The 15744-nt window shown below is 63.4% G+C and carries 16 protein-coding genes; 14 read left to right on the top strand and 2 right to left on the bottom strand.

All coding sequences use genetic code 11. The annotated features are described in order from the left end of the window. The first annotated feature begins 88 nt into the window (after window positions 1-88). Window positions 89-820 (top strand): UMP kinase, encoded by a 732-nt coding sequence (pyrH, locus tag AC2IR1_RS13850; RefSeq protein ID WP_486472554.1) that lies wholly within the window; start codon window positions 89-91, stop codon window positions 818-820. 164 nt (window positions 821-984) lie between these two features. Then, window positions 985-1761, top strand: a complete 777-nt coding sequence (locus AC2IR1_RS13845) for a transglutaminase-like domain-containing protein (RefSeq protein WP_486472553.1) — start codon at window positions 985-987, stop codon at window positions 1759-1761. Between the two features lie 11 nt (window positions 1762-1772). Here AC2IR1_RS13845 and AC2IR1_RS13840 read toward each other — a convergent pair whose 3' ends face one another. Together AC2IR1_RS13840 and AC2IR1_RS13835 are read right to left on the bottom strand one after the other, a co-directional pair. After that, entirely contained in the window at window positions 1773-3092 is a 1320-nt protein-coding gene (locus AC2IR1_RS13840) for a TrkH family potassium uptake protein (protein WP_486476418.1), read from the bottom strand. Window positions 3093-3135: 43 nt separating this feature from the next. Next, window positions 3136-3798 carry a potassium channel family protein gene (locus tag AC2IR1_RS13835; protein WP_486472552.1) on the bottom strand — a complete coding sequence of 221 codons (663 nt, stop codon included), beginning with the start codon at window positions 3796-3798 and terminating at the stop codon, window positions 3136-3138. A 235-nt stretch (window positions 3799-4033) separates the two neighbouring features. Between AC2IR1_RS13835 and frr the strand changes: the two genes are divergently transcribed. The 12 genes from frr to lpxB all read left to right on the top strand — a co-directional run bounded on the left by frr (window position 4034) and on the right by lpxB (window position 15707). Continuing rightward, window positions 4034-4594 carry a ribosome recycling factor gene (frr, locus tag AC2IR1_RS13830; protein ID WP_486472551.1) on the top strand — a complete coding sequence of 187 codons (561 nt, stop codon included), beginning with the start codon at window positions 4034-4036 and terminating at the stop codon, window positions 4592-4594. A 64-nt stretch (window positions 4595-4658) separates the two neighbouring features. Beyond that, window positions 4659-5411, top strand: a complete 753-nt coding sequence (gene uppS, locus AC2IR1_RS13825) for a polyprenyl diphosphate synthase (RefSeq protein WP_486472550.1) — start codon at window positions 4659-4661, stop codon at window positions 5409-5411. Between the two features lie 4 nt (window positions 5412-5415). Beyond that, window positions 5416-6204 carry a phosphatidate cytidylyltransferase gene (locus AC2IR1_RS13820; protein WP_486472549.1) on the top strand — a complete coding sequence of 263 codons (789 nt, stop codon included), beginning with the start codon at window positions 5416-5418 and terminating at the stop codon, window positions 6202-6204. A 1-nt stretch (window position 6205) separates the two neighbouring features. Continuing rightward, window positions 6206-7369: a 1-deoxy-D-xylulose-5-phosphate reductoisomerase gene (dxr, locus tag AC2IR1_RS13815; RefSeq protein ID WP_486472548.1), complete on the top strand. Its 1164-nt coding sequence runs from the start codon at window positions 6206-6208 to the stop codon at window positions 7367-7369. Window positions 7370-7395: 26 nt separating this feature from the next. Beyond that, a complete protein-coding gene (gene rseP, locus AC2IR1_RS13810) occupies window positions 7396-8754 on the top strand; it encodes an RIP metalloprotease RseP (RefSeq protein ID WP_486472547.1) in 1359 nt (452 codons plus the stop codon). Between the two features lie 144 nt (window positions 8755-8898). Then, the gene (locus AC2IR1_RS13805; protein WP_486472546.1) at window positions 8899-9030 is read left to right on the top strand and encodes a hypothetical protein; all 132 of its coding nucleotides are present in this window, start codon (window positions 8899-8901) and stop codon (window positions 9028-9030) included. Window positions 9031-9189: 159 nt separating this feature from the next. Next, window positions 9190-11538, top strand: a complete 2349-nt coding sequence (bamA, locus tag AC2IR1_RS13800; RefSeq protein ID WP_486472545.1) for an outer membrane protein assembly factor BamA — start codon at window positions 9190-9192, stop codon at window positions 11536-11538. 103 nt (window positions 11539-11641) lie between these two features. Continuing rightward, on the top strand, window positions 11642-12271 hold the full coding sequence (locus AC2IR1_RS13795) for an OmpH/Skp family outer membrane protein (protein ID WP_486472544.1): 630 nt from the start codon (window positions 11642-11644) through the stop codon (window positions 12269-12271). A 134-nt stretch (window positions 12272-12405) separates the two neighbouring features. Continuing rightward, a complete protein-coding gene (gene fabZ / locus AC2IR1_RS13790) occupies window positions 12406-12876 on the top strand; it encodes a 3-hydroxyacyl-ACP dehydratase FabZ (protein WP_486472543.1) in 471 nt (156 codons plus the stop codon). Between the two features lie 3 nt (window positions 12877-12879). Next, the gene (gene lpxA, locus AC2IR1_RS13785; protein WP_486472542.1) at window positions 12880-13680 is read left to right on the top strand and encodes an acyl-ACP--UDP-N-acetylglucosamine O-acyltransferase; all 801 of its coding nucleotides are present in this window, start codon (window positions 12880-12882) and stop codon (window positions 13678-13680) included. A 3-nt stretch (window positions 13681-13683) separates the two neighbouring features. Continuing rightward, complete coding sequence (locus AC2IR1_RS13780) at window positions 13684-14550, top strand: LpxI family protein (RefSeq protein ID WP_486472541.1); 867 nt, start codon at window positions 13684-13686, stop codon at window positions 14548-14550. Next, window positions 14550-15707, top strand: coding sequence for a lipid-A-disaccharide synthase (gene lpxB / locus AC2IR1_RS13775; RefSeq protein ID WP_486472540.1), 1158 nt, complete (start codon window positions 14550-14552; stop codon window positions 15705-15707). Before AC2IR1_RS13780 ends, lpxB begins: the two co-directional genes overlap by 1 nt. Window positions 15708-15744 lie beyond the last annotated feature (37 nt).

Raw genomic sequence — 15744 nt, 5'->3', positions numbered from 1 at the left:
GACTGCCTACCATTTCCCACATTGAACCCATGCGCCTTTTCCGACATTTTGCCGGCGATCCTAGTCCCCCGCCGCGAAGGAGCGCAACATGGCCGAAACCGCGCAGGAGCCCACCTACAAGCGAGTGCTCTTGAAGATTTCCGGAGAGGCCCTGATGGGCAACCAGGGCTTCGGGTTGCATCCGCCCACCGTGGAGCGGATCGCACAGGAGATCAAATCCGTCCATGACCTGGGTGTCGAAATCTGCATGGTCATCGGCGGCGGCAACATCTTCCGCGGGCTCGCCGGCTCGGCACAGGGGATGGAGCGGACCACGGCCGACTACATGGGTATGCTGGCGACCGTCATGAATGCACTGGCGATGCAGTCCGCCCTGGAAGGGCTGGGTGTCTACACCCGGGTGATTTCCGCGATCACCATGAACGAGGTGGCGGAGCCCTACATCCGTCGCCGCGCCGTGCGACACCTTGAAAAGGGGCGGGTCTGCATCTTTGCCGCCGGCACGGGGAACCCGTATTTCACCACAGACACCGCAGCGACCCTGCGCGCGAACGAAATGGCCTGCGAAGCGATCTTCATGGGCAAGAACGGCGTCGACGGGATCTATGACAAGGATCCGAAGACCAACCCGGATGCCAAGCGCTACGACAAGGTGACCTATGACGAAGTGCTTCAGAAGAACCTGAAGGTCATGGACGCCTCCGCCATTGCCCTGGCGCGGGACAACCACAAGCCCATCATCGTCTTCCCGCTGGATGAGCCCAATGGCTTCAAGGGCATTCTGGAAGGCAAGGGGACCTATACCATCGTGCGCGACTGATACCTGGCGACGTGTGGTTTTGAGATGTCCGGTTTTGCGACGTCTGCTTTTGCGGGGGCCGTCCGAAAGGGCGGCCCTTTGCTTTTCCCGAAGCCGGGCTTGCCCGCGCGGGCCATCGGTCTAGGATCCGGGGAAGGTCATTTAGCTCTCCCGAGGAGGCCTCCATGCGCATGTCGATCGACGTCCGGATGCACTACAGTTTCCCGCAGGCAAACACGGTGAACCTGGTTCTGGAAGCGGCGCCATTGCCGGGGCAGATTCTGCACAACGCCTGGATGGACCTTGGCAGTGCACAGGTCTACCGGATCCAGGGGGACTGCGGGATCGGTGAACGCATCTGGGCGGTGCTGACCCAGCCGGAGATGCAGTTGCACTATACGGCCGAGGTCGAGATCACGCGGCAGACCCCGCCGCTGGAGACCATGGGGGCGGCGCCGTTGCACGGCCTGCCGACGGAAGCGGCGCCCTACATCCGTCCGTCACGCTATTGCCAGTCGGACAAGTTCGTCGCCTATGTCGGCAAGCATTTCGGGCACCTGTCCGGTGGGGCGAAGGTTGCCGCGATCCGCGACTGGATCACGGCGGAACTCTCCTACGTTCCGGGCAGTTCCGACGCGGATACCAATGTGCTGGAGACTTTCGCGAGTCGGCAGGGCGTCTGCCGGGACTACGCCCACCTGTTCTGCACCATGGTCCGCGCCGCGCAGATTCCCGCGCGCGCCGCGGCGGCCTACGGCCCGGATGTGACCCCGCAGGACTTTCACGCGATCGCCGAGGTCTGGCTGGACGGCGCATGGCATCCCGTCGATCCGACGGGCATGTGCGCGCCTGATGAGCTTGCGGTGATCGCCGTCGGGCGGGATGCCTACGACATCGCCTTCATGGAATCCCAGGTGCCCGCGACTTTGCTCACGCAGGACGTCCGCGTGATCCGGGCCTGATCTGCTGGTCTTCAGCCCAGGTGGATCCGGCCCTCGGGGTATTTCACGCGCGGTACCGTCCGGGTCGCTAGGAAATAGCCCAGTGTGAGCGGGCCGACGCGGCCAAGGAACATGATCGCGATGATCACGGTGCGTCCGAAGCCCGAGAGTTCCCCGGTGAAGCCACGCGAAAGGCCGACGGTGCCGAAGGCCGAGACCACCTCGAAGCTGACATCCAGGAAATGCCCGTCATGGGTAGACGCCAGAAGGAATACGCCGAGGAAGACGAGCACCGTGCTGATCGCGGTGAGGGCCATCACCTTCAGGACCTCTTCGAGGGAAATGGACCTGCCGAAGGCGTTGAGCTGCGTCCGCCTGCGGAAAAACGCCACGGTCGCAAGGCACATGACCACGAAGGTCGTCACCTTGATCCCACCCGCGGTGGAGGTCGGCCCGCCCCCGATCAGCATGAGCGCGATCATCATCAGCGAGGTGCTGTCGTGCATGCCCGCGATGTCGGTGGTGTTGAAGCCTGCGGTACGGGGAGTGACGCCCTGGAACCAGCTGATCAGCAACCGCGCCGCGACGCTGTCGTATTGTCCTAGGGTTCTTGGGTTGTGCCATTCGAGGATCGCGAAGACGCCCATGCCCCAGATGGTCAGGCCGAGCGTACCCAGCAACATGATCTTGCTGTGAAGGGAGTAGGTGGCCCAGCTTTTCTTGCGCGCGACATCATCGAGCACGACATAGCCGATGCCGCCGATCATGAAGAGTGCGGGAATCGCGAGATTGACGAGGGGGTCGGTCGCGAATCCGACCAGCCCGTCCGGAAAGGTCGAGAAGCCCGCGTTATTGAAGGCGGAGACGGAGTGGAACGCCGCCGCCCAGAGGCCCCGGGGAAACCCCAGGACAGGCACGAAGCTGACCGACAGGACAAGTGCCCCTATCGCTTCGCAGATCAGGGTCACGCGAAAGATCTGTTTCACCAGCCGGGTGATACGGTGAAGGGAATCCTGGTTGAGGTCATCCCTCAGCCAGAGGTGACCGGTCAGCCCCAGCGGCATCCGCAGAAGGGCCAGCACCATGACCGCAAAGGTCATCAGGCCAAGTCCCCCCATCTGGATCAGCACCATCATCACGGCCTGTCCGAAGACCGTGAATTCCGTTCCTGTATCCACCACCGCCAGCCCGGTCACGGTGACGGACGAGGCGGCGGTGAAGAAGGATTCGGACCAGCTCAGCGGGGCGCGGACGGACCAGGGCAGCTTGAACGCGAGCGCGCCAAGGCAGATCAGGACCGCGTAGAGCAGCGCCAGCATGAGGGGCGGCGGGGCCTTGCGCAAACGTCGCATGAAGGCCCGCAGGCGTCCGCGCAGCAGGACGGGGCCGACCTTGTCAGACCGCATCGCCAAAGGCGCGCAGATCCGCCCGTTTGCCCAGCATGATCAGGCGGTCGTCTTTCTGGAGCGTCAGGACGGTGCCGGGGGTGCACTCCCGGAACTCGGTCCCGCGCATCAGGCCCAGAAGCCGCAGGCTGGGCCAGTTGCCGAGGTTCAGATCGGCGATCTGGCTGCCTTCGAGGCTGTCGGAGACCGCCATGTGAACGACCGAGTGACCGTTGCCGAGACTCATGTAGTTCTGCACCATCGGCGTGTTCAGCATCTGGGCGATGTGACGGCCCATTTCCTGTTCCGGCAGGATCACCCTGTCAGCGCCGAGCTTCGACAGGATCCGGTGGTGGGTCTTGTTGGACGCCTTGACCCAGATCTTGCCGATCCCCAAGAGCTTCAGGTTCATGGTGGTCAGGATGCTGGACTGGAGATCGTCACCGATCGCCACCACGGCACATTGATAGCGGTCGAGCCCCGCTTCGCGTAGCGCGACTTCGTCCGTGGTGTCCAGGATGGCGGTGGCGGGCAGCTGTTCGGCCATGCGCGAAACCGACTGCTCGTTGCGGTCGATGCCGATGACCTGGTTGCCGAAACGGGCCAGTTCCAACGCGATGGTGGAGCCGAAGGCGCCCAGGCCGATGACAGCGAAATTCTGGTTCTCTCGCACGAAGGTCTCCTTCGGACCGTTCCTCGTGCGGGGCAGCGTTGGCCTGTCGCGGGAGGAGTGTCAAGCCGGTGCGGTGCGGCAGCTGCCCGCGATTGCGGCGCCCGGGGTCTCGTCCGTTCGCCCCAGGGGCTGGCCCCCATGGCGCAGGCAGATCCTACTGCAAATTACTATACATCCCCGAGCCGAAGACTTAGAAGGCCTCGGAAAGTATGACACTTAAGCGGGCCAGAACATCATGTCTGAAGATTTCGAACTCGATACCGACGACCTCAAGCGCCGCATGGATGGCGCGATGTCGAACCTGAAGACGGAATTCGCCTCTCTGCGGACTGGCCGTGCCTCTGGTTCCATGCTGGAACCCGTGATGGTCGACGCTTATGGGCAGCCGACCCCGATCAACCAGGTAGGCACCGTGAACGTGCCCGAGCCCCGGATGGTGACGATCAACGTCTGGGACAAGTCGATGGTCAACAAGGTGGAAAAGGCGATCCGTGAATCCGGCCTGGGCATCAACCCCCAGATGAACGGCACGATCATCATGCTGCCGATTCCCGAGCTGAACGAGGAACGTCGCCGCGAGCTGACCAAGGTCGCGGGCCAATATGCCGAACACGCCCGCGTTGCCATCCGCAACCTGCGTCGCGACGGCATGGACCAGATCAAGAAGGCCAAGGATGGCATGGCAGAGGACGACCAGAAGTTCTGGGAAGCCGAGGTGCAGGATCTGACCGACACCTACATCAAGAAGGTCGACCAGGCGCTGGAGACGAAACAGCAGGAAATCATGCAGGTCTGAGCGCACTGCCGGGCGTGTGCCGCCCGGCTGCGTACAGACCCGCTGCCGGTGACGGGAGGGGTACATGTCGGAAGAGGTGGAAGCTCTCGGAACGGGCGACATCGCGGCGGCGGAGGCTCGTCCGTGCCACGTTGCGATCATCATGGACGGGAATGGCCGGTGGGCGACAATGCGCGGACGCCCGCGCCTGTTCGGCCACCACGCCGGCGCGCGGCGGGTGCGCGAGATCGTGGAGGCCTGTCCCGATCTGGGGGTGAAGTACCTGACGATCTTCGGGTTCTCGACCGAGAACTGGAAGCGGACGCAGATCGAGGTTGCTGGGCTCATGTCCCTGTTCCGGTCCTACATCCGCAAGGAAGCGCGTGCGCTGCGCGACAAGAACGTGCGCGTTCGCTTTATCGGTGACCGTCCCGGGCTGGATGAGAAGCTTCAGGCCCTGATGGACGAGCTGGAGGAGATGACTTCCGGCTGCACGGGGACCAACCTGACCATCGCGCTGAACTATGGCGGCCGGGACGAAGTGGCTCGCGCAACCAAGCGCCTTGCCGAAGATGTCGCTGCAGGGCGTCTGCTGCCCGAGGCGATCGACGAGGAAACCCTGCCGAAATACCTCGATACCTGCGTTCTGCCCGATCCGGATCTGGTGATCCGGACCAGCGGCGAGGCGCGGATTTCCAACTTCCTGCTCTGGCAGTCGGCCTATGCGGAATACGAGTTCATCGACACGCTCTGGCCGGACTTCACCAAGGATGTCTTCGCCGGCGTGCTGGAGAATTTCGGCAGCCGCGACCGACGTTTCGGCGGGGCGAAAGGCTAGGCTCATGGCTGATCGGAAATGGTCCGACCTGGCACCCCGGGTGGTTTCGGGCGTTGTCATGGTTTTCGTTGCACTGCTGGTCATATGGGCCGGCGGGCATTGGTTCCGGGTGTTCATCGCCCTGGTTTGCGGGGGCATGATCTGGGAACTGGGGCGTATGTGCGCGCCGTTGAAGCCCACGGTCGCCATCCAGATGGGCGGCATCGCGGCGCTCTGCGCTGCACTGGCGGTGTACCTGCCGGGGGGCTATGCGCTTCCCTTCCTGCTGGCGCCGTCAATGGTGGGGCTGTCGCTGCTGCCGCAGCGGCGTGTCATGTTCCTGACCTTCTGCGCCATGATCCTGATCGCGGGATACGGCATGGTCCGTCTGCGTGACGACCAGGGCGCGCTTTGGCTTGGCTGGCTGGTTGGTGTCGTCGTCGTTACGGACATTGCGGGCTACTTTGCCGGGCGGATCATCGGGGGGCCGAAGTTCTGGCCCCGGGTCAGCCCGAAGAAGACCTGGTCCGGTACGGTTGCCGGGTGGATCGCGGGGGGGGTCCTCGGGCTGGCCTTCGGGCTCTGGACCGGGGAAGGCGTGCACCTGGCGGGCGTATCGGTCGCATTGTCCATGGCTTCGCAGATGGGCGATATGGCCGAGAGCGCAGGGAAGCGGCGAGTCGGGATCAAGGACAGCTCGAACCTGATCCCGGGCCACGGCGGCCTGATGGACCGTTTCGACGGCATGCTGGGCGCCTCTCTCATGCTGCTTCTGACAGGGCCCTGGACGGGCCTGTTCTTCATCGCGGGGTAATATGCGCCGGATCACGATTTTCGGGGCCACCGGCTCCATCGGTCAGAGTACCGTTGACCTGATCGCCCGGCGGCCGGACGACTTTGCGGTAGAGGCCCTGACCGGGGGCCATAATATCGACCAGCTTGCCGCGGATGCCCGACGTCTGGGGGCCAAGCTGGCGGTGACCGCACATGAAGAGCGCTACGGTGATCTGAAGGCGGCTCTGGCCGGGTCGGGGGTGGAGGTCGCTGCAGGGCAGGGAGCGCTGATGGACGCGGCCGATCGCCCTGCCGACTGGGTCATGTCGGCAATCGTGGGCGCCGCCGGTCTGGCGCCGGGTCTGGCCGCGCTGAAGCGCGGCGCGGCCCTGGCCCTGGCCAACAAGGAAACACTGGTCTGCGCAGGGCCGTTGGTACTTGAAACTGCGCAGCGTTCCGGCGCGGATCTCTTGCCCGTCGACAGCGAGCATTCCGCGATCTACCAGGCGCTTCTGGGGGATGATCCGGCTTCGGTCGAGCGGGTCATCATCACCGCATCCGGCGGGGCGTTCCGCGACTGGACGCTCGAGGATATGGCGAAGGCGACGCCGGAGCAGGCGGCAACGCATCCCAACTGGGACATGGGGCTGCGGATCACGGTGGATTCCGCGTCGATGTTCAACAAGGCGCTGGAACTGATCGAGGCGAAGGAATTCTTCGGCTTCGCGCCCGAACAACTGGAAGTGCTGATTCATCGTGAAAGCCTTGTCCACGCGCTGATCGGGCATGTGGACGGTGGGATCATGGCGCACCTGGGGCCGGCCGACATGCGCCACGCGATCGGCTATGCGCTCAACTGGCCTGCCCGCGCACCGCTGCCGGTCGACAGGCTCGATCTTGCGAAGATCGGCCGGCTGAGCTTCGAGGCCCCGGATCCGGCCCGCTTCCCGGCGCTCGCCATCGCCCGGCGGGTGATGCAGCGTGGGGGACTGTCGGGGGCCGCGATGAACGCGGCAAAGGAAGTGGCGCTGGACGCCTTCCTGGCCCGCAAGATCGGTTTCATGCAGATGGCGGACGTCGTTACACGCGTTCTTGACCGGATAGAGTCCGATTCCGGTCTCATTGATGCCGCCTTCGATCTTGATAACATCCTTGCCATGGACCAGATCGCCCGTAGCTATGCGCAAGAATGCGCGTGCGGATGACAAAGACAGGAAGTTTTTAGAGCCCCATGATGAGTTTTCTGCCCGAGTTCGGGAACCTGCTTTACGTCGTCATCGCATTCATCGTTGCGCTTTCCATCATCGTCGCGATCCATGAATACGGGCACTACATCATCGGCCGCCTGTCCGGCATCAAGGCCGAGGTTTTCTCTCTGGGGTTCGGGCCGGTCCTGTTGAGCCGCGTCGACAAGCACGGCACCCGCTGGCAACTGGCGGCGCTGCCCTTCGGCGGCTACGTGAAATTCCTCGGGGATGGCGACGCCGCATCTGCCGGAGCGGACGAAGAGGTGGTGATGCGCCTCAGCGAGGAGGAACGCCGTCACACGATGCTTGGCGCGCCTCTCTGGGCGCGTGCGGCGACCGTTGCCGCAGGCCCTGTCTTCAACTTCATCCTGTCGATCCTCCTTTTCGCGATCCTGCTTTTCGCGCGCGGCGATGTGGCGGAGCCGCTTGCCGTTGGCCAGCTGCGCCCGCTGCCGGCGATGCTTGCAGAGGGGGAGACCCTGGAAGAGGGGGATGAGATCGTCTCCATCGGTGGCGTGACCTTGCCGGCGCTCGACGATGCGGAAGGCATGGAAGGTTTCACCGAGAAGCTGCCCCTGGCGCCGGAGCTGGACTACGGCGTGCGTCGGGATGGTCAGGAGATGACGGTGACCGGCCCCTATCCCTATCCCCCGATCATCCTGCAGCTTGCCCCCAATTCGGCGGCCTATGATATCGGCCTGAAGAACGGGGACGTCATCACTTCGGTCGATGGAACCCCCATCTTTGCCTTCGATCAGCTGAAGGAACGGGTCGAGGGATCTGACGGCGCCGCTCTGTTGCTGACGGTCTGGCGCCCTTCGCTGAACGATACGCTCGAATTTGCCCTGACCCCCCGGCGCGTTGACGAGCCGGATCCCGAAGGTGGGTTCCGGACCGAATGGCGGATCGGGATCGCGGGCGGGATGGCTTTCGATCTTGCCACGCAAAGGGCAGGCATCGTCGCATCCTTCCTTGGCGGAATCCAGCAGACCTGGGGTGTCATCGTCAGCTCGCTCTCTGGTCTTTACCACATGATCACCGGTGCGATTTCTTCGTGCAACATGACGGGACCCATCGGTATCGCCAAGACATCGGGGGCGATGGCAAGCCAGGGCGTGACAAGCTTCGTGTGGTTCGTTGCCGCGCTTTCGACCGGCGTGGGCCTGCTGAACCTCTTCCCGGTGCCGGTGCTTGACGGCGGCCATCTTGTCTTCCATGCCTACGAGGCCGTGCGTGGGCGTCCGCCCTCGGATCGGGCGTTGCGGGTCCTGATGGCAGCGGGGCTGACAATCGTGCTGTCGGTCATGGTCTTTGCCCTGACCAACGATGTATTCTGCCCCTGATCACCCGACATGAGGATGGTTTTCGGGGCTGGTTTGCTGCCCAGATGTTGCCGCAATCGCTGCCCGATTTGCGCCTCATTCTGACGCGAATGTGCGCGCAAGTGCGAAGCCGGTAACTTCGCCAAAAGACGAAAGGGTGGAGAGATGTCTCTTCTTCGAAAAGGCTATCGCGGGCTTGCCGTGCTGTTCGATCTGAACGCCGACCTGCTGCTTTACGTCGGGGCGATCATGCTTGCCCTCGCCAGCGCTGCCTACCTGGGTGATGCGCTGCTCTGATCGCCCTTTCCAGGGCTTCCCCTGGATGGCGTGAACGCAGACTGGCCGATTTTTTCCTGAACGCGCGTGTCTGATCCGGCCGCGCGTTTTGCAGTTTTGACAAGTGGTTATTACTCCGATACTCACATCTCAACTGGGATGTCTGAGTGGGTCTTAACGATGACGAACGCCGAACTGGCCGGGGCTGCCACCTCGCTGCGCCGTACCAAAATGTCCATGCCGCTGGCGGCCGCCATTTTCGCCGTTGTGACAGGTGTTTCTGTCACTGCACCGCAGGTGCTGCTCGCTCAGAGCTACGTTTTCAACACTGTCAGCATCGAGGGGAACGAACGTATCCCGACCGGCACGATCCTGTCCTACGCGGGAATCGCCCGCGGTCAGAGCGTCTCTGCCGCCGATCTGAACGAAGCCTACCAGAATATCGTGAACTCCGGCCTGTTCGAAACGGTCGAGCTGACCCCGCAGGGCGGAACGCTGGTGATCAACGTGTCGGAGTATCCGACAATCAACCGCATTTCCTTTGAGGGGAACCGCCGCATCAAGGACGATGCGCTGTCCGAGATCGTCAAATCCACTTCCCGGCAGGTCTTCTCGCCGACACAGGCCGAAGCAGATGCAGCCCTGATTTCAGAGGCTTACACTCAGCAGGGCCGGTTGGCGGCAAAGGTGACCCCGCGGATCATCCGTCGGTCTGACAACCGCGTCGACCTTGTCTTCGAGATCTTCGAGGGCAAGAACACCGAGGTCGAGCGGATCTCCTTTGTCGGCAATACCGAATTCTCCGATCGTCGCCTTCGTCAGGTGCTGGAGTCCAAGCAGGCGGGCCTGCTGCGGGCCTTCTTCCGCTCCGACACCTTCGTCGCGGACCGGATCGAGTTCGACAAGCAGGTGTTGAAGGACTTCTACCAGTCTCGTGGCTACGTCGATTTCCGTATCACCGGCGTGAACGCGGAGCTTTCGCCGGAACGAAACGGTTACACCGTGACCTTCAATATCGAAGAGGGTCAGCAGTTCAAATTCGGCAACATCACGACGACGAGCGAATATGAGGGCGCGGATGCGGCCGAGTTCCAGGCGGCGCTGAAGGTGAAGCCGGGCATGGTCTATTCGCCCACCCAGGTCGAGAATTCCATCGCGCGCATGGAACGCCTGGCCAACAAGCAGGGTCGGGACTTCCTGCGGATCGAACCGCGCATCACCCGCAATGATCGTGACCTGTCGCTGGATGTGGATTTCGTCCTGTCCCGGGGGCCGCGCGTCTTCGTGGAACGGATCGAGATCGAAGGCAACACGACCACGCTGGACCGGGTGATCCGCCAGCAGTTCAAGGTTGCCGAGGGCGATCCCTTCAATCCGCGCGAGATCCGCGAGAGCGCGGAACGCATCCGTGCGCTCGGCTACTTCTCGAACGCGGACGTGAATGCGCGGGAAGGGACCCGTCCGGACCAGGTGATCGTCGACGTCCAGGTCGAAGAGGCGCCCACCGGGTCGCTGTCCTTCGGGGGCACTTATTCGACGACCGATGGTTTCGGCCTTGCGATCTCGTTCCGCGAGAACAACTTCCTCGGTCGCGGTCAGACCCTTGGTGTGACTGTTTCCGGCGCGAGCTCCGACACCGAGTATGGCCTGAACTTCGTTGAACCCCATCTGCTGGGGCGTGATGTGGCGCTGAACTTCGGGCTGAACTACGCCGAGACGGAATCCGACTACTCCGACTACGATACCCTGTCCGGGACCTTCGTGACCGGCCTGACCTTCCCGGTCAGCGAAAAGTCGACGCTGAATGTGAACTACAAGCTCAACGGCGCGGACATCAATCTGTCCGACGATGCCGAGGTCGGTTCGCTGCTGGAGGCGGAAGCGGATGAGGATCTGCGGTATTCCTCGTCGCTTGGCTACAAGTACACCTTCGACAGCCGCCTGACCGGTCTGAACCCCAATGCGGGTTACCTGCTGGAATTCGCTCAGGACTTCGGCGGGGTCGGTGGCGATGTGGAGTTTGTCCGCTCGACCGCCCGCGCCATCGCGCAGACCAAGGTGCTGAACGAGGAAGTGACCCTGCGGGCGACCTTCAAGGCGGGCTCCATTGCCATGCTGGGCGACAACACGTCGCTGGCGACCGATCGTTATCGGATTGGGTCGTCCATCATGCGGGGCTTCACGCCGGATGGTATCGGCCCGCGGCAGTACAGCGACGGCAATTATGATGATGCCTTGGGTGGCGTGAACTACGCGGTCGCACAGTTCGACGCGGAATTCCCCCTTGGCCTGCCCGAGGAACTGGGGATCACCGGTGGTGTCTTCTACGATATCGGCTCCACCTGGGGGCTGGATGAGTCCGCGTCGGATGTGATCTACGAAGACTTCTCCCTGCGTCAGGTCATTGGTGTGTCGCTCTTCTGGAATACGCCGATCGGGCCCCTTCGGTTCAACTGGTCCAAGGCGCTTCAGAAGGAAGAGTACGACAAGGAACAAACCTTCGATCTGTCGATCCGGACCGACTTCTGAGGCCACCTTGGCGCATCTGAGACCCCTTTGTGCAATCCCGGTCCGGCTTTTGCTGGCCGGGATTTCCGCGTTCTGGATTGCTGGTCCCGTCGGGGCACAGCAGGTGACGCCTGACGCGCCTGATCAGTCCGCCGCGCCGGAGCTTATCGTCCCGCGCTCTCCCGTTCTGGTGGTCGACAGCGAAAGGTTGTTTTCCGACAGTCGCTATGGTGCCAAGCTGAGCGAGGAGCTGGAGGCGAAGGCGGCGGAAATCGCGGCCGAGAACCGGAAGCTGGAAGCCGACCTGGGCCAGGAGGAACAGGATCTGACCGAGAAGCGGGCGAGCATGTCGCCCGAAGACTTCCGCGTTCTGGCTGATGCCTTCGACGAAAAGGTGACCCGCATCCGTCGCGAGCGGGAGCAGGAAGCCGCGGGTCTGGGGGAGGACAACGACCAGATCCGCCGGGAATTCCTCAAGGCGGTGGAGCCTGTTCTAAACCAGATCATGCAGGAGGCGGGCAGCGCCGTGATCCTTGAACGCAGGACGGTCTTCGTGACGCGCGGGGTGATTGACATTACCGATGAGGCGGTACAGAGGATCGACCAGACGCTGATGCCGAAGGAGGGGGACGCGGAACAGCTGGATCCCTCGACGGAAACAGGCGACACGGATGAAAGCCCGGTGCAGGACAATGCCGGCGCGGATGTTCCTTCTTCCGGTGGCAGCGTGGAAGGCGCCGCCGACGGGGACTGACCGGGGCGGGGCCATTCCGCTATCCGAACGACCTTTCGCCTGCTTGCCGCCACGCAGGCGACTTGCTAGGGACAAGCATGACAAGAGCCTTGCCGGGGGCGCCTAGCGCTCATGGCTCCACGAGGAAAGAACCCATGACCGAGACGCTTCAGAGCGCGGATATTGCACGTATTCAGCGCATCATTCCCCACCGCTACCCCTTCCTTCTGGTCGACAAGGTGGTGGAGATCGATGGCTATACCTCGGGCAAGGGCATCAAGAATGTCACGATGAACGAACCCCACTTTCAGGGGCATTTTCCCGGCAAGCCGATCATGCCTGGTGTGACCATCATCGAGGCGATGGCGCAGACCGCTGGCGTGATCGTGGGGGCTGCTCTGGGTCTGGAAGACAAGAACGCCCTGATCTACTTCATGTCGATCGAAAAGGCCAAGTTCCGGCGCATGGTCGTGCCTGGCGACGTCCTTGAAATGAAGGTCGAAACCCTGCGTGGCAAGCCCGGCGGCAAAATGTGGAAATTTGCCGGTGCCGCAACCGTCGATGGCGAACTGGCCTGCGAGGCCGAGTTCATGGCCATGCTCGACCTGCCTGCCACGGAGGCCTGACCCATGGCGATCAGCCACGAAGCCATCATCCATCCGTCGGCCCTGATCGAGGACGGAGCCGAGATCGGCCCCGGTGCCAAGGTCGGCCCCTTCTGTCACGTCGGCCCCAAGGCCGTGCTGGGCGCGGGCGTGGAACTGATGAGCCACGTGGTCGTTCAGGGCATGACCGAGATCGGGGACGATACCCTGGTCCATCCCTTCACCGTGCTTGGCGGGATCCCGCAGGATCTGAAGTTCAAGGGCGAGGAAACCCGTCTCATCATCGGCAAGCGGAATCGGATCCGGGAAACCGTGACGATGAACGCCGGTACCGCGGGCGGCGGTGGCGTCACCCGGGTGGGGGACGACGGCTTGTTCATGGCGGGCTGCCATGTCGCGCACGACTGCCAGGTTGGCAGCAATGTCATCGTGGTGAACAACGCGGCTCTTGCCGGGCATTGCGTCATCGAGGATGAGGTGATCATCGGTGGCCTGTCCGGGGTGCACCAGTGGGTCCGGATCGGCCGCGGGGCAATCATCGGCGCGGTGACCATGGTAACCGCCGACGTGATCCCGCACGGCCTGGTCCATGCGGATCGTGGCCGCCTGGAGGGGCTGAACCTGGTCGGTCTTAAGCGGCGTGGCGTGGCACGTGCCGACATCACCGCGCTGAGGGCCGCCTTCCAGATGCTTGCGCAGGGCGAAGGGGCCTTCCAGGACCGTGCGCGACGCCTTGGGGAAGAGACCGAAAGCGACTACGTGCGCGAGATCGTCGATTTCATCACCGGACAGACCGATCGATCCTTCCTGACCCCGGGAGCCTGACCGATGGGCTGGTGGAGCGGGCGTCGCAAGGACGCTGATCCGGCCTCGAACGGGGCTGGTGGTGGCGGCCGTCTGGGCGTGATTGCCGGAAACGGCGGCTTGCCGCTGAAGCTCGTGGCGGCTGAACCAGACTGCTACGTTGCCTCCTTCGAAGGTGTTGACTGCTTGTTGCCGGAAGAGCGGCTGACCCGGTTCCGCTATGAAAAGCTCGGAAGCCTGTTTGCCGCGATGAAGGCTGAGGGGGTCACCCGGGTCGTCATGGCCGGTGCCCTGTCACGCCCACAGATCGACCCCAAGCAGCTGGACCTGACGATGCTTCGTCTGGCGCCCCGCATCATGAAGGCCCTGACCGGGGCCGGTGACGATGGCCTGCTGCGTCTGGTGATCTCCATCGTCGAGGAGCAGGGGTTCAGGGTCATCGGCGCGCACGAGGTGCTGCCGGAGATCACGGCCCGGCCAGGGCTGCTCGCGGGGGAGCCTCTGAGAGGGCAGGCCCTGGCGGACAAGGCGCGGGCGAAGGACATCCTTGGCGGTCTTGCCCCGCTCGATATCGGTCAGGGCTGCGTGGTGGCGGGCGGCCTTTGCCTGGGCATCGAAACGGTACAGGGGACAGATGCCCTTCTGCGCTTCGTGGCCGAGACGCCCGAGCGGCTGCGCAAGGCGCCGGGTGTCTTTTGCAAGCTGCCCAAGGCGGGGCAGGATCTGAGGGTCGACATGCCGACCATCGGCCCCGACACCGTGAGAGGGGCCGCCGCAGCGGGTATCGGTGCGATCGTCATCGCTGCAGGCAAGGTACTACTGGTCGAGGCAGAGACCCTGCCGGACCTCGCCCGGGAACTGGGCGTTTCAATCCTCGCGGAGGAAATCTGATGCGTGTCTTCGTGATTGCGGGCGAACCTTCGGGGGACAACCTTGGGGCGGCAGTGATGGCGGGCCTGAAGGACCTGACGGGTGGCGCTGTGACCTTCGACGGCGTCGGCGGCCCCGGGATGGAGGCGCAGGGCCTGCGTTCCCGCTTTCCGATGGAAGAGCTGTCGGTCATGGGGCTGGCGGAGATCCTGCCGAAGTATTTTCATCTGAAGCGTCGGATCAGGGAATGCGCGGATGCGGTCCTTGCAGATCCGCCGGATCTTCTTCTGACCATCGACAGCCCGGATTTCTGCCTGCGGGTTGCGGCCCTGGTCAAGGAAAGCTCCGACATTCGGACCGTGCACTATGTGGCGCCCACCGTCTGGGCCTGGCGCCCCAAGCGCGCGGACAAGATGGCGAAGGTGATCGACCAGGTGCTCGCGCTGTTTCCGTTCGAACCGCCCTTCATGCAAGCCGCTGGCATGGATTGCGATTTCGTCGGTCACCCGATCGCGACGTCACCGCAAGCCAGCCCGGAGGAAGTGCGCGCCTTCCGCGACGAGACGGAAATTGGCGATGACCCTTTGATGCTGGTCCTACCGGGCTCCCGCAAGGGAGAGGTGGCGCGTCTTGGGCCGATCTTCGGGCAGGTCGTCGAGCAGATGCGGAACCGGCATCCCGAACTGCGCTTTGTCCTGCCGGCCGCGGCAAACGTGGCAAACGAAGTCGAAGCGATGGTACGCGACTGGCCGTCCGGCGTGGTCGTGCTTGACCCGCGGGACACGGACGGAGAGGCCTTCGCCAGGGCGAAACGTGCTGCCTTTCATGCCGCGGACGTGGCATTGGCTGCGTCCGGCACGGTGTCGCTTGAACTGGCCGCAGCAGATACACCGATGGTGATTGCGTATCGCATGTCCCCTTTGACACAGTTCATCATGAGCCGGATGCTGATCACCGATACCGTGACCCTGGTGAACCTTGTCTCTGACAGTCGTGTCATTCCGGAGTTCATCGGCGCGGATTGCCATCCTGACAAGATTGCCCCGGCCCTCGCCCAGGTGTTGGAAGATCCTTCCGACCAGTTCGATGCGCTTGAAGCGACGATGGCCAGGTTGGGGCAGGGTGGCGAAGACCCTGGCCTTCGCGCCGCCCGGGCAATTCTGGAGCGGCTGCCCTGAAACGCAAACGCGCGCCTTGGGGTGCGCGTCAATCGTT

The organism is Pseudooceanicola sp. NS-SX8 (assembly GCF_057380755.1).
Note: the sequence above shows the minus strand (reverse complement) of the source record. Positions and strands in the feature narration are given on the sequence as shown.